The following is a 13,421-nucleotide window of genomic DNA, read 5'->3' as shown; positions in this document are numbered from 1 at the left end:
TGGCATCGGCCAGGTCGGCGTCAGCCCACTTCTCCATCTGCTCGACCGTCGCGGGCGTCCGTGGAGGCGGCCACGGCTCAGGACCGCCGTGCCATGCCGCCGGAGCCGGCTCCCAGCTGGGCAACCCGTTGGCGAACGGAAGCGCCCGGTAGTAATCGGTCATCTCGGCGCGCGACGGCTCTCGGATCTCGATCTGCACCGGCCAACATCTACAGGAAAGTCACCGCAACTATCTAGGGCAGTCGGGCGGCGCGGTTGCGGAGGTAGCGCTGCTCCGGGGCGCTCGTGGTTCGTTTCGCTGCCTCGGCATAAGCCTGCCGGGCCGCCCCGACGTCACCCGACTGCTCGAGCAGATGTGCGCGTACGGCGGCCAACCGGTGGTGGTCTGCGATCTTCGGGTCCGCGGCCAGCTCGTCGACGAGTTGGAGACCGGCGGACGGTCCACGCAACATCGCCACGGCGACCGCCGAGTTCAGCCGGACCATCGGATCGGCGGAGATCCGGACCAGGACGTCGTACAGGGCAACGATCTGCCGCCAGTCGGTGTCGGCGAAGCGGTCGGCCTCGGCATGGACGGCGGCGATGGCGCCCTGCAGTTGGTACGGTCCGGGATTGTGTCGGGGCAGGACCTCCTCGAGCAGTTCGATGCCGTCGGCAATCATCGCCCGGTCCCACAGCGTTCGGTCCTGCTCGGCGAGTGGGATCAGGTCGCCGTTCGGACCGGTTCGCGCCTTCCGGCGAGCATGGGTGAGCAGCATCAGGGCCAGGAGGCCGCCGACCTCAGGCCCGGACGCCTGCTTCGCCCAGAGCAGTCGGGTCAGCCGGATCGCCTCGGAGGCGAGCTCGACGCGTTGCAGTGCCGCGCCCGAGGAAGCGGCGTACCCCTCGTTGAAGATCAGGTAGAGCACCTGCATCACCACGTCGAGACGGTTCCGGCGTTCCGGTCCCTCGGGGAGACGGAATCTGGCTCCGGACTGCTGGATCCGTTGCTTGGCACGGCTGATCCGCTGGGCGACTGTGGCCTCGGGAAGTAGCAGGGCGCCGGCGATCTCGGCAGTCGTCAGACCCCCAACCGCGCGCAGGGTCAGCGTCAGCTGGCTGGCCGGCTGCACATCAGGGTGACAGCACAGGAACATGATCACCAAGGTGTCGTCCTGGTCGGCCGTGCCACCGCTGTCGGCGGGCGGGCCGAGGAGATCTTCGGGCAGTTGCCTGGTGGCGTCCAGGTGCTCCCGCCGCCGTCTGGCTTGCTCGCTCCGCAACAGATCGGTCATCCGGCGTACGGCGACAGTCGTGAGCCACGCCGGCGGGTTCGGTGGGATCCCGTCGGCCTTCCACCCGGTCGCCGCGGCGAGCAAAGCTTCCTGGACTGCGTCCTCGGCGACGTCGAACCGGCCGAACCGGCGGGTGACCGCGGCGAGGACCCGCGGCGCGTGCTCGCGCAGCAGGTCCTCGATACGGACGGACGGGTCCGGTTCCACGCTCACATCTCCTGGCCGCCCTGGTCCATCACCGGCCGCAGCTCGACCCGGGTCTGGACCAGGGCGGAGAACCGCGCTGCCAGTTCGACCGCCCGGTCGTGCGAATCGACGTCGATGATCCCGAAACCGGCCAGCACTTCCTTCGCCTCGGCGTACGGGCCGTCGGAGGCGACCGGGCGACCGTCGACGATCTCGATCGTCATCGTGTGGGAGGGATCGGCCAGCCCGAAGCCGGTGACCATCTCGCCGTTGGCGGCCAGCTCGCCGTAGAACTCGCCCATCGCCTGGTAGTGGGCGTCTACCTGCTCCTGGGACCAGGTGGCCTCGCGCCCGCCGAGTCCGAGCGTGTCCCAGGCCGACTCGTCTCCGAAGGTCATGATCATGTACTTCACTGGTCGTCACCGTCCCTGCGCGTCATGGTCGACTCGTAGCCGCCGCCCGGCCATTGCCAGGCGCCGGTGTTGACTGTGTAGTCGGCGTTGAACTCGCCCACGAACTTGGCCGGCGACTCCGGGCCGCCGAACCAGATCGTCAGCGTGCTGCCGGCCAGTTCGTAGGTGTACTCCAGGATCTTGCCGTTGGTGCCGAAGAAGTGGGATCGGAGTGTACCGCTGTCGGCGTCCAGGCCGATGTACTCGATGCCTCGGCCCTCCTCGCCGAGGTCGACCCGCTGGACGATGAAGTTGCCGCCGTCGTACCACTCGTAGCTGACGGTTCCGCTGCTGCTGGGGCCGCTGACGGTCCAGTGGCCGATGAGTGGCGCGAGGGTCTGTAGTGCCTCGGCCGGTGACTGGTCGGTGGCGGGGTTGTTTTCGGGCATGACGTTTCTCCTCAGGTGTGAGTGGCTGCTAGCGACGGACGAGGGCGACGAGCTGGACCCGGCGGCTGGCGGCGACGACGCCGGCCAGGATTCCGAAGACCAACGGCATGACGGGCGCGATGCCGAGCACGAAGATGTTGGTGACGACTGCACCGGCCATCAGGGCGATGAGGCCGGTCGCGGCCAGGCCGGTCAGCCGTGGAACCAGCAGGCCGACTCCACCCGCGATCTCCAGGATGCCGACCAGCAGCCGGAGCCAGTGCCCGGCGCCGATGTCGTCGAACATCGTCACAATCTGCTCGCTACCGAGCAGCTTGCTTGCTCCACCGGCGATGAACTGCGCCGCCAAGGCCACCTGGATGACCAGTACGGCCACCCTCCGGGCTCGCGCCGAACGCTTGCCGGTCGCGGGACGGTCGGTCGGCCGGATGTCGATGTGGGTCATGATTCGCTCCGATTCTCGAGGTGTGATTCACCCCGTCATCGGAGCCGCCCAGCTGTTCTCGACAGCCGGGCGGAAATTCCCAAAAGATTTCTCGAGACGACCATCGACGGCCTTGGCGACTCCGGGCGAGCGTCAGACCAGGCTGAGGCCGCTCGAGGAGTCGTCGTACGCCGAGGGCGCCACTCAGGCCTGCTGGCCCGCTCCCGGACCGCTTGGCGGACGTGGGTCGGGGAGATCTTGCGCGTCCTCCCACGCCAGCGAACTCATCCTCCAGCCGGCAGGCGTCTGGACGAACTGGGTGATCTTGCGGCCGGAGCCCTCGAACCACTCGCCGTCGAGGAAACCGGACTTGCGGTACTCGCTGGACCGGTGCGCGATCGTGCCGAAGATCTCGGTTCGTTCGGCGACCTCCCATTCGGAGAACTCCGTCAGCGTGCCGTCGGTGAGGATCTTCTCCCGGGGTACGACGAACTCGTCGAGATCGTAGATCACCGGCTCGGCCCCGGCCTGGCTGATGATCATTCCTCGCGGAATGAACACTTCACGGACGACCTCGACGTTCGGCCGGCGGCCGCCGGTGTTGTCGAACGCACCGAGGAAGGTATGCATCAGCTGGTCGAGCTCGGCCTTGATGCGCTGGATGGACTCAGGCCGGTCGGCGGCGGTCATCGGTCTCCATTCATAACGAGTGTTGTGTGAACGTATCCTGTCGCCATGCCCTGAGCTGGACTGGTACCGGTCGGATGCTGAACCTCGTCGTACGCCGGGATCGGGTACTCGCGTCGGCTGATCGAGTTCATGGAGTCACCGGTCGGATCGGCAACTTCGAGGCCGCTTTGAGCATCAAATAGGTGTCCAAGGGGGGGCACCGTGAAGTCTTTTCACACAATCCGTTCTGCCAATTTCCGCCTACCGATCCGCGTCATGTGCTCGAACTCGCCGCCGTACCGGTCTCCGGTCTCGCGATGAAGCGCCATTCGTTCGTCCGCGGTCTGTTGACCGCAACAACGCTGGTGACAGGTGTCCTCCTCTTAGGGAGTACGTCTGCGTCAGCCCAGAACGCCCCGGCACAGCCTGTCACCGCAAGCGCAGACCTCAAGAGCCACACCACCACGGACCGGCCGCCGGTGTTCAGCAAGGCACGGTTCACGTGCCAGGACGAAGGCGCCGTCGTCGTGACCAAGCTGAGCAACCCCAACGCGACGGTCCAGCAGTACATGGTCGGGATACACGGGGGCGATATCTACTACGACTACGTTGTGACGTTGGCCGCTCGCGGGGCCGAGTCCGTCGAATTCGGCGGACTGCCCGACAACACGTACCAGTTCCAGGCCCAGAACCCCGACGGGGACATCGTTGCCCGTACCCGGGTGCGTGTGCAGTGCGACGTCACGCCGCCGACCGGCACACCAACCGCAACGCCTACGGGAACGCCAACCGCACCGCCATCGGAGACGCCGACCACGTCGCCGACGACCGGACCGTCGTCCGCGACGACCGCCGTGCCGTCGACGCCGGTGGATGTGCCAACCGCGGTAGAAGCTGGTCTTCCTGGCCCTGTCGCGCAGGATGACTCCAACCACGGCCGGACGATCGTCGGCGCCAGCCTGATGGCGGCCGTCGGCCTTATGATTGGCCTGGCCTCGCTCCTGGTACGGCGTCGCCGCGGACTGCACCAGTCCTGACAGGAACGTCCCGCATGGATAGAAACCGGCGTACACGCCGCGACCGGCTGGCCTCATCACTTCGAGTCCAGTTGGTCGTGGTGGCTGGCGTCGTGCTCGCGTTGCTGGGCGGGTGGGTGGTGTTCGGACGGTCGGCCGGCGATGAGGCTGCACTACCGTCCGAGACGAACGCGCCGACGAACCAGCCGTCCCCACGTCCACAGACCTCGGTGTCCCGGCCACCGGCCGCGCGTCCGCCCACGGCAAGGCCTCAGACGCCGCCGACGACAAGGTCCCAGACGCCACCGACGAGCAGGCCGGTCAAACCGACCACGAGCTCTACGGCTGCCCAATCCGGGAATGCCGGCCAGGGTGGTCCGAGGCGAATCCTGCTCCCGCAGATCGCAGTGTCGGCGCGGGTGATTCCGATAGCCGCCAGAGGTGGCTCTCTCACGCCGCCGTCGAACCCGCGCGTCGTGGGCTGGTGGTCGGCCGGCGCCCGGCCCGGTGCCAGGATCGGTTCGGCCGTTCTGACCGCGCACACCGTGCACACCGGCGGTGGCGCCTTCGACAATCTCGACAAACTTCGGCCCGGCGCGATCGTGACCGTCATCACCAGCACCGGCCGGATCAGCTACGTCGCGACATCGGTGACGAACTACCCCAAACGTTCGCTCGCAAGGCACGCCGCGGAGCTCTTCGACCAGGCCATCCCCGGCCGGCTCGTGCTCGTCACCTGCGAGGACTGGAACGGCAAGGTCTACCTCAGCAACGCCGTCGTCATCGCCAAACGGGTCCGCTGACCACGAACACCTCACCAACACGCCGCTGCCGCCGCCACCGCCGCAGTCGCCTCGTGCTTCCGCGACGCCTGACGTCGCCATCCGAACCAGCTGTCAGCAAGACGTCAAGCAATGCGGTCATGGTCGGGATGGACTGTGCCGGTCTGGGGCTCGATCCAGGCCTTGATCCTCGCCCAGGAGTTTCGCCAGTTCTTCAGTGCTGCGTCGCGGGCGCCCTGGGGATCGCGGGCTTCGAGAGCGGTCAGGATCCGCGTGTGCTCCTCGAACGCCTCCTTGCGGATCTGTTCGTCGCGGAACGCGGCCCGCTCGATCCGGCGTAGCTCCACCTTCACCTGCTCGAGATAGCTGAGCAGCACCGGGTTCCCCGCGGCGTGGTAGTACACGTCGTGGAACTGCTCGTCCAGGTGCTGTACCCGGGCGACATCTGCCTCGGCCATCTCGTCGAGCATCGTGCGCATGCTCGCTAGGGCGTCGTCATCCAGTACTCCGGTGGCTGTCTCCGCCGCATATGCGTCCAGTACGCCGCCAAGGTCGTAGAGGTGGACGGCGCGACCGAACTGCAGGTCGGCGACGCGGGTGCTGCGGCCACGGGCGATGTCGACCAGGCCTTCCTGCGACAGCCGGATCAGCGCCTCGCGGACCGGCGTCCGGCTGACGCCGAGCATCGAGGCCACGTCCACGTCGCGGATGTTCTCGCCCGGCTCGAGCGGCCCATTGACGATCCAGTCTCTGATCCGGTCGTAGGCGATGTCTTGGGCGTTGACCCTGATCGGCAACTTGTCGCCACCTGGCAACGGCATCTCGGCCCCACCCTCCCTCGATGTCTGTCGATATGCAGCATATAGATGGTTGGAATCATTTCGGCAGAAAAGCCCTGGCGATGCATACGTGGGTAGCGGTCCACCCGCCGGAGACGCATTGGTTCACCTGCACGCGGGCGGCCGCTCCGAGCAGTCCGTAAGCCTCGACCCGGGTCAACCGGTGGCTGATGTGCAGTCGTTCGATCAGATCCGTGAAGGCGTGCCGCAGGTTGGTCTCCAGGGGTGCGCCGAACTCGCAGCCGATCGAGCCGATCGTGGTGGCTGTGTCCAGCCGCGGTGTCACCGGCTCGTCGGTCGCCTTCTGCACGTCGACGGTGATGAACACGTCGGCACTGGTCTCCAACGCCGTACCGGTGACCTCGGCGTCGCCCATCGCGGCGTGGACGTCACCGAGCGACAGCAGCGCGCCAGGCACATTCACAGGCAGCAGAACAGTCGACCCCACCGTGATGCTCGGGCAGTCCACATTGCCGCCGTGGCCCGGGCCGAACTCGAGCGAGCTGGCAGCTCCTACAGCCGGTGCGGTAGCGATCGAGCCGACCATCGGGCGTACCGGCAGTACCAGGTCTCCGGCCGCCGTCGGGAACGTCACGGTGCCGTCTCCGAGTGAGCAGATGCGCGTGTCCGGCAGGCCGTCGTCCAAGGGGTTCCAGTGCCCGCCGCACACCCCCTTGGAGTCGCCGGTGACAAGAGTGGCGGCGTACGGCGCCTCGGTGCCGAGCTCGATCCGGTCAATGCGTACGGCGAGCCGGTCGCCCGGCTCCGCGCCTTCGACGTAGATCGGCCCGGTCACCGGGTTGTAGTGCCCGATCAGGTCCAGCAGGTCCTGCTCGTGGCCGAAGACCTGCGCATTCGAGGAGACCTTGTTGGAGAAGCAGTCATAGGTCTCCATCACCAGCGAGGTTCCTGGAGCCACCCGGGCGACCGGCGTCGTACCGGGGTCGAAGGCGAAGGCGTGCGAACTGCGAGCGATCCGTATCGGTGTCATCGCGCACCGACCTGGTCGAAGACGATCTGTCCGGCAGTCATCGTCAGGATCGGCCGAGCCGTCGCGATCTGATCCGGTGGCAGACTCCACGGATCGTTGCCCAGAGCCACCAGATCGGCGTCATACCCAGGCATGATCCGACCCCGTCGGCTACCCGCGCCCGCGGCCTCCGCGCCGGCGGTTGTCGCACAACTCGCCGCTTCGGTCAGCGAGATCCGTTGCTCCGGCTGGAAGGTCCGTCCGTCGGCACCGGTCCTGGTCACCGCGAGCTGGATCGCGACCAGTGGATCCGTGTCACGCTGGTCGACCCGGAGCCCGAGGCGCCGGTCGGAGCCGAACGTCACGACGGCGCCGGCGTCCAGCAGACTGCGGTAGGGGCTGATCCCGCGGCCGAACTCCTCGTCCCCGCGCGCGGTCAGAACAGGGCCTTGGGCAACGATCTCCCACGGTTGCACCTCGACCGCGACCCCCAGTTCGGCGAGCCGGGCGAGGTCCTGTGGCCGAATCCTTCGCGCGTGGATGACCCGATGCGGCGGCAGCGAAGTGCCGGCACGTGGCGGCATCCCAGCCAGGATGTCGACTGCCTCGGCAACTCCGAGATCACCCATCGCGTGGATGGACAGTGCCGCGCCGAGGGCGTCCGCCCGCTTCCCGAGCCGGCCTGCCTCGTCGGCGCCTGGATAGCGGAACGAGTCGATCCGGGATCCTCCAGGCTGCGAGTACCAGCCGTTGTCGAGTGACATCTTGAAGCCGGCGAACTCGATCAGTGGCGAGATCGGCTCGACGACGGTGAAGTCGTCGACCCGCCAGATCGACGGCCGGAAGCTGTACCGGACCGGCAGCCCGGTGGCCAGGCGCTCGATCAGGCGGACGTCGGTGAACGAGCGCTCGAGGTGGATCGGAGTGCGCCGATGCTCGACCGGGTAGGTGGCGATGTCGTGCACCTCGGTGATGCCGCGCCGGGACAAGTCGGCGAGCAGGTCGCGCAACTCCGCGAGCTTTCGGGCCTGGTTCGGCGGTGGTACGACGCCCGCCGCGAGCCTGCTCCACACGGCGGTGCCCCGGAGCACACCGGTCGGCCGGCCATCGTCGTACCGCTCGATCCGGCCGCCCGCCGGGTCTGCGGTGTCCGAGGTGATCCGGGATCGTTCCAAGGCGAGGCTGTTCAGTAGCGCGGTGCTGTGGTCCAGGCTGCGCAGGAACATCGGTCGGTTGCCGGTGACGCGGTCGAGTTCGTCGAGGGTTGGCAGTTCACCGTCCGGCAGAGCTGTCGGCAGCCAGTCGCCGCCGGTCACCCAGTCGCCTGGCGTGATCCTGCTCGCCACTGTCCGCAGACTGTCCAGTGCCTCGTCGTGACCGGTCGTGTCGGACCAGTTCACCGTCCAGCGGTCTTCAGCACTCCAGCCCAGATGGGTGTGGCTGTCGACGAAACCGGGCAGCAGAATCGAGCCGTCCAGGTCGAGTACCTGGTCCGCAGCCGGTGCGGGTTCGCCGGGGCGCCCGATCGCGGTGATCCGGCCGCCGTCCACCGCGACCCAGACCGGCTCGCCGTCGGCGTCCGGTGCCCATGGACCGGCCGGGATCCTTGCCTGGTGCAACAACGTGTCAACCATGAAGATCCTCGATCCTGGGCGGTCGGGTGTAGACATCCGGACGGTCGTGGGCGAGTGATCCGAGCTGGTCCCGGCCGGCCCGGACGAGCTCGAGGTCGAGGTCGACCGTGAGTACCGCGGGGGAGTCGTCCGCGCCGGCGATGACGGTGCCCCACGAGTCGACGATGAGGCTGTGGCCGTATGCCGAGAACCCGGTGTCGTCGGTGCCGATCTGTGCCGGAGCGAGGACATAACAGAGGTTCTCGATCGCGCGGGCACGCAGCAACACCTCCCAGTGCGCTGGGCCGGTGTAGGCGGAGAAGTTCGCCGGCACGCTCAGCACTGTCGCCCCGGCCTGCGCGAGACCTCGGTACAACGCAGCGAAGCGCAGGTCGTAGCAGATGCTCAGACCGATGGTGAGGTTCTTGCCGCCGACAACCACGGTCTCGTCACCAGGCGCGGTGAACGCTGCCTCGTCGTCGGCGGGTTCGCCAGGGCGGTCCAGCCGGAACAGATGCACCTTCTTGTAGCGCGCCGCGATCCGGCCTCGGCGGTCGAACACGAGGCAGCTGTTGTGGGCGTGTTCGGGGTCGCCGGACTCGGTCCAGACGCCGCCGAGTACGACGTCCATCTCCAGTTCGCGAGCCAGCCCGGCCACTCGGGTGATCGCGGGTCCGTCCTCGGCTTCGACGTACTCGGGAAGATATGGGCCCCGGTAGATGCTTGCCTCGGGCAACAGCGTGAGAGTGCTGCCGTTCTCGGCGGCGGTGCGCAGGCTCTTCTCGATCGCGTCCAGGTTCGACTCCCGGTCGGAGCCGGACCCGAGCTGGACGACACTCACCCTGGTCGTGGTCATGACGTGACCACCGCCGGTTTCGGGGCGAGTGCGTATGGGATGCAGAGCGGACTGCCGGTGCGCGGGTCGGGGATCACGTCGGACTCGATGCCGAACACGTCCCGCACCATCGTCTGGGTCAGCACCTCGTCCGGCCGGCCGTTGGCGTAGACGTTGCCGTCGCGCACTGCGACCATCCGGTCCGAGTACGCCGCCGCCTGGTTGAGATCGTGCAGCACCATCAGAATCGTCGTACCGTGCTCGTGGTTGAGCTTCCGGAGCAACTGCATCAGCTCCAACTGGTATGCGACGTCGAGGAATGTCGTCGGCTCGTCGAGCAGGATGATGCGGGTGTCCTGGGCGAGCGCCATGGCGATCCAGGCGCGTTGCCGCTGTCCGCCGGACAGCCGTTCGAGCGGCCGGTGGGCGAGGTCGGACATCCCGGTCTGGGCGAGTGCCCAGGCCACCGTTCGACGGTCCTCGTCGGACTTGATGCCAAGGAACTGCCGGTGCGGGTAGCGGCCGTGTTCGACCAGGTCCATCACCGTCATTCCGTCCGGTGCGATCGGGCCCTGCGGCAGGATCGCCAGCTGTTGCGCCAGGGTCCGGGATGCGATGGTGGCGATCTCCTTGCCGTCCAGCAGCACCCGGCCGGACCGTTGGTCGAGCAGCCGGCCGATGCAGCGCAGCAGCGTGCTCTTCCCGCAGCCGTTCCGGCCGACGAGGCTGGTGACCGCGCCCTCCTCGATCTCGAGGCTCAGGTCGGGGATGACCACCAGCGGGCCATAGCTGAGCCGCAGGTTCTCGGTACGAAGCCGAGCGGTCGGATGGTCGGTCATGCGTGCATCCCCTTCCGGAGCTGAAGCAGGAAGTACGGCGCCCCGAGCACCGCAGTGAACAGGCCGACGGGGATCTCCGCCGGCGGCAGGATCGCGCGGCCGAGTGCGTCGGCGACGACGACCAGCAACGCCCCGATGCAGGCCGAGGCAGGGATCAGGAGGCGGTGGCCGGGCCCGACCAGCCGACGGCAGAGGTGCGGTGCGAGCAGGCCGACGAACGCGATCGTGCCGCCGACGGCGACCGCGGATCCGGCCAGCGCGACGGCGATCGCGAGCAGTCCGAGCTTGAGCGCCTCCAACCGAGAGCCCAGCGCCCGCGGCACGTCGTCGCCGAGCCCGAGGATGTTGAGCTGGTCGGCCAGGAACCAGGCCAACGGGATCAGTACCAGGGTCCACGGCGCCACCTGCTCGACGTGGAGCCAGGTACGGCCCCACAGGCTGCCGATCAACCAGCGCAGCGCGGCCTGGACGTCGCCGGTGAACGAGGTGGTGACGATGATCAACTGGATCAGCGCCAGCGAGAAGCCACCGAACGCGACACCGATCAGCGCCAGCCGACCTGGATTCACGATGCCGTCCCGCCGGGACAACAGGTAGGTCAATCCGCCGGCGAGCGCGGCGCCGGCGAACGCAGCGGCCGGCACCTGCCAGATCGCTGCTGCGCTGCTGGAGAAGCTCAGCACGAGCAGCGCGGCCAGGCCCGCGCCGCCGTTCACGCCGACCACGGCAGGGGAGGCCAGCGGGTTGCGGGTCACGGCTTGCAGGATCACGCCAGACACCGCGAGCCCTGCCCCGACACACAGGCCCACCAGGATGCGCGGCAGCCGGAATCCGACCACGATACGGTGGTCCGCGAGCGTGCCCGTCCCGGTCAGCGCGCGGAGGATCCGGCTGAGGTCGATCTGTACGGCGCCGATGCCGATGCTGACCACCGACGCGACGACCACCAGAGCCAGCAGGCCGACGACCACCAGCCGGCGGCGGTACGCGACCCGACGAATGATTGTGGCTGACGGCAACACTTCGGTCAGGACGGTCATACGACACCCCTTCCGCGCCGGGCCAGGTAGATGAAGTACGGCGTGCCGAGTACTGCGGTCAGCACGCCGACCGGGATCTCCGTCGTGGGGACGACGACCCGGCTGACGACATCCGCTCCGACCAGCAGGACACCGCCGTACACGATGCTGAAGCCGAAGACCCGAAGGTACGACGTGCCAACAGACCAGCGGGCCATGTGCGGAACCAGCAGTCCGACCATCGCGATCGGTCCGGCGACCGCGACGGCCACGCCGGCGAGCACCACGACCAGTGCCAGAGACTGCAGCCGGACGCGTTCGACCGGGAGACCGAGGCCGCGGGCCACATCGTCGCCGAGAGACAGCACGGTCACCGATTTCGCCAGCAGGAAGGCGCATCCGAGCCCGATCACGCTGTAGGGCAGCAGGGTTCGAACGCTGGTCCAGCTGGCGCCGTCGACGCCGCCGACCAGATAGCGGAGCAGGAACTGCACCGCGTTGTCGTTGAGCACCACGACGCTCATCACCAGCGCGTTCGCGAGCAGCGCCACGGTGACCCCGGCCAATGCCACCCGTCCGGGTGTCATGTCGACACCGGCCACGATCACGAACACCAGCGCGGCGGCGGCGGAGGCTCCGGCGAAGGCGACAAACGGCATCAGGTTGATGCCTCCGAGCCGGAGGCTGGCGGCGCCTGCTGTGTACGTCACCAAGGCCACCGCCAGTGCTGCGCCGGAGTTGACGCCGATGATCGACGGCTCGACGATCGGGTTGCGGGTGACGCCCTGGATCAGTGCGCCGGCGACCGCAAGCCCGGCACCGATCAGCAGCGCCAGCACCGTCCGCGGCAGCCGGAGACTCTGCACGGCGGCGGTGAGCTGTGGGTCGGCATGGCCGGTGAGGGCACGGACCACCTCGCCGGGTGATGCGGTACTGGTGGCGCCGACCATCAGACTGAGCGCGGACATGACCAGCAGGACGAGTACGCCGGTGCCGATGGGGATCCCGAGTGGCCGCACCCGATCGGCTCCGTCACGAACCGGTGCCTCGGCTGTCGTTTGCATCGGGTCAGCCCTTGGCGAAGGCGTCGACCGTCTGCTGAACCATCATCGGCACCGAGAGTGCGCCGCGGCCCACTGACCAAATGCCGCGGTCGACGGTGTGGACCTGGTTGGCCTGAACTGCTGGGATCGAATCCCACAGGGAGTTGCCCTTCCAGGTGTCGGTGACGACCGGCGAGCCCGGATCCACCGTCAGGAACATGACGTCCGCTTTGGTCTGCGCCAGCGACTCGAGCGGGGCCTGATCGCTGAGTTTGCCGGCGACCTCCTTGTAGGAATAGGTCAGCCCGAGCTCGGCGAGTACTCCGGCTTGCAGTGAGTTGGCTGTGAACGCGAAGAACTTGTCAGGTGTCGGCACGCCGATCAGCACCCGCTTGGCAGCCGCGGCACTGAGCTTGGTCTTCCCCGCGGCGATGGAGTGTTTGAGGCTCTTCTCGACCTCGGCCGCCTTGTCGGCCTTTCCGACTGCCTGACCGAGTTTCTGCAGATTCGTGTAGAAGTCGGTCCAGCTCGAGGTATCGAGGATCAGCGTCGGTGCGATCTGGGAGAACTGCTCGTAGTCCTTCAAATGCTCGGACTTGTCGGCGACGATGAGGTCGATCGGCTCGGCCGACAGCACCTCGAGGTTCGGCGAGATCCGGCTGCCGAGCGACGTGTACTTGCCGAGTTTGCCCTCGAACTGCGGCGGCATCGGGTTGCCGCTGCCCGGTTGCTGCTCGTCGGCGATCATCACCGGCTGGACTCCCAGCGCGAGCAGGTTCTCGAGGAACTGCCACTGCATCACGGCGACGCGAACGGCGGGCTTGGGCAGCTCGACTGCTCCGGTGGCGGCCTGGATGGTGACTGCTTCGCCGCCGCCGGCCGCACTGTCGGTGCCGGCGCTGGAGCCGCCGCCGCAGGCAGCGAGTGCGGTCGCGCAGAGAGCGGCGACGGCGACCATCAGGCTGCGGCGCCAGGAACGGTGGGGGAGTCCGGCATTCATAGGTGCTCCTTAGGGACAGGGCCAGTCAGGGGAGTGGATCGCGAGAGACCTGTGATATGCGAATGCTGTAT

The 13,421-nt window shown here is 67.8% G+C and carries 15 protein-coding genes; 2 read left to right on the top strand and 13 right to left on the bottom strand.

Annotated elements, in window-relative coordinates; translation table 11 throughout:
- Positions 1-233: 233 nt before the first annotated feature.
- The 5 genes from EV652_RS38170 to EV652_RS38150 form a co-directional block, all read right to left on the bottom strand.
- Positions 234-1,487 (bottom strand): RNA polymerase sigma factor, encoded by a 1,254-nt coding sequence (locus EV652_RS38170; RefSeq protein WP_242002258.1) that lies wholly within the window; start codon positions 1,485-1,487, stop codon positions 234-236.
- A complete protein-coding gene (locus EV652_RS38165) occupies positions 1,484-1,864 on the bottom strand; it encodes a YciI family protein (protein WP_242002265.1) in 381 nt (126 codons plus the stop codon). The genes EV652_RS38170 and EV652_RS38165 overlap by 4 nt, the downstream gene beginning before the upstream one ends.
- A 5-nt stretch (positions 1,865-1,869) precedes the next feature.
- The gene (locus EV652_RS38160; protein ID WP_132214778.1) at positions 1,870-2,301 is read right to left on the bottom strand and encodes a hypothetical protein; all 432 of its coding nucleotides are present in this window, start codon (positions 2,299-2,301) and stop codon (positions 1,870-1,872) included.
- Between the two features lie 28 nt (positions 2,302-2,329).
- The gene (locus EV652_RS38155; RefSeq protein WP_132214776.1) at positions 2,330-2,746 is read right to left on the bottom strand and encodes a DoxX family protein; all 417 of its coding nucleotides are present in this window, start codon (positions 2,744-2,746) and stop codon (positions 2,330-2,332) included.
- A 183-nt stretch (positions 2,747-2,929) separates the two neighbouring features.
- Positions 2,930-3,415, bottom strand: coding sequence for a DUF4440 domain-containing protein (locus tag EV652_RS38150; RefSeq protein WP_132214774.1), 486 nt, complete (start codon positions 3,413-3,415; stop codon positions 2,930-2,932).
- 257 nt (positions 3,416-3,672) lie between these two features.
- On the opposite strand from EV652_RS38150, the gene EV652_RS38145 reads away from it, so the two are divergent.
- Both EV652_RS38145 and EV652_RS46475 read left to right on the top strand, forming a co-directional pair.
- Positions 3,673-4,431 (top strand): hypothetical protein, encoded by a 759-nt coding sequence (locus tag EV652_RS38145; RefSeq protein WP_132214772.1) that lies wholly within the window; start codon positions 3,673-3,675, stop codon positions 4,429-4,431.
- Between the two features lie 14 nt (positions 4,432-4,445).
- Positions 4,446-5,213: a class F sortase gene (locus EV652_RS46475; protein WP_132214770.1), complete on the top strand. Its 768-nt coding sequence runs from the start codon at positions 4,446-4,448 to the stop codon at positions 5,211-5,213.
- 104 nt (positions 5,214-5,317) lie between these two features.
- Here the strand turns inward: EV652_RS46475 and EV652_RS38135 are convergent, their stop codons facing one another.
- From EV652_RS38135 to EV652_RS38100, 8 genes are read right to left on the bottom strand one after another with little or no spacing between them, the layout of a single operon-like run.
- Complete coding sequence (locus tag EV652_RS38135; RefSeq protein ID WP_132214768.1) at positions 5,318-6,013, bottom strand: GntR family transcriptional regulator; 696 nt, start codon at positions 6,011-6,013, stop codon at positions 5,318-5,320.
- Between the two features lie 55 nt (positions 6,014-6,068).
- Positions 6,069-7,022 carry an acetamidase/formamidase family protein gene (locus EV652_RS38130; protein WP_132214766.1) on the bottom strand — a complete coding sequence of 318 codons (954 nt, stop codon included), beginning with the start codon at positions 7,020-7,022 and terminating at the stop codon, positions 6,069-6,071.
- Positions 7,019-8,635: an amidohydrolase gene (locus tag EV652_RS38125; RefSeq protein ID WP_158441466.1), complete on the bottom strand. Its 1,617-nt coding sequence runs from the start codon at positions 8,633-8,635 to the stop codon at positions 7,019-7,021. The genes EV652_RS38130 and EV652_RS38125 overlap by 4 nt, the downstream gene beginning before the upstream one ends.
- Positions 8,628-9,470: a carbon-nitrogen hydrolase family protein gene (locus tag EV652_RS38120; RefSeq protein WP_132214762.1), complete on the bottom strand. Its 843-nt coding sequence runs from the start codon at positions 9,468-9,470 to the stop codon at positions 8,628-8,630. Before EV652_RS38120 ends, EV652_RS38125 begins: the two co-directional genes overlap by 8 nt.
- Entirely contained in the window at positions 9,467-10,288 is an 822-nt protein-coding gene (locus EV652_RS38115; protein WP_132214760.1) for an ABC transporter ATP-binding protein, read from the bottom strand. Before EV652_RS38115 ends, EV652_RS38120 begins: the two co-directional genes overlap by 4 nt.
- Positions 10,285-11,328, bottom strand: coding sequence for a FecCD family ABC transporter permease (locus tag EV652_RS38110; RefSeq protein WP_132214758.1), 1,044 nt, complete (start codon positions 11,326-11,328; stop codon positions 10,285-10,287). Before EV652_RS38110 ends, EV652_RS38115 begins: the two co-directional genes overlap by 4 nt.
- A complete protein-coding gene (locus EV652_RS38105; RefSeq protein ID WP_132214756.1) occupies positions 11,325-12,371 on the bottom strand; it encodes a FecCD family ABC transporter permease in 1,047 nt (348 codons plus the stop codon). The genes EV652_RS38110 and EV652_RS38105 overlap by 4 nt, the downstream gene beginning before the upstream one ends.
- Before the next feature lie 4 nt (positions 12,372-12,375).
- Positions 12,376-13,350, bottom strand: coding sequence for an ABC transporter substrate-binding protein (locus tag EV652_RS38100; protein WP_132214754.1), 975 nt, complete (start codon positions 13,348-13,350; stop codon positions 12,376-12,378).
- Between the last annotated feature and the right edge of the window lie 71 nt (positions 13,351-13,421).

The sequence above is a fragment of the Kribbella steppae genome (assembly GCF_004342025.1).
In the GTDB taxonomy this organism is placed as follows: Bacteria; Actinomycetota; Actinomycetes; order Propionibacteriales; family Kribbellaceae; genus Kribbella; species Kribbella steppae.
This window is presented reverse-complemented; position numbering and strand designations above follow the sequence as displayed.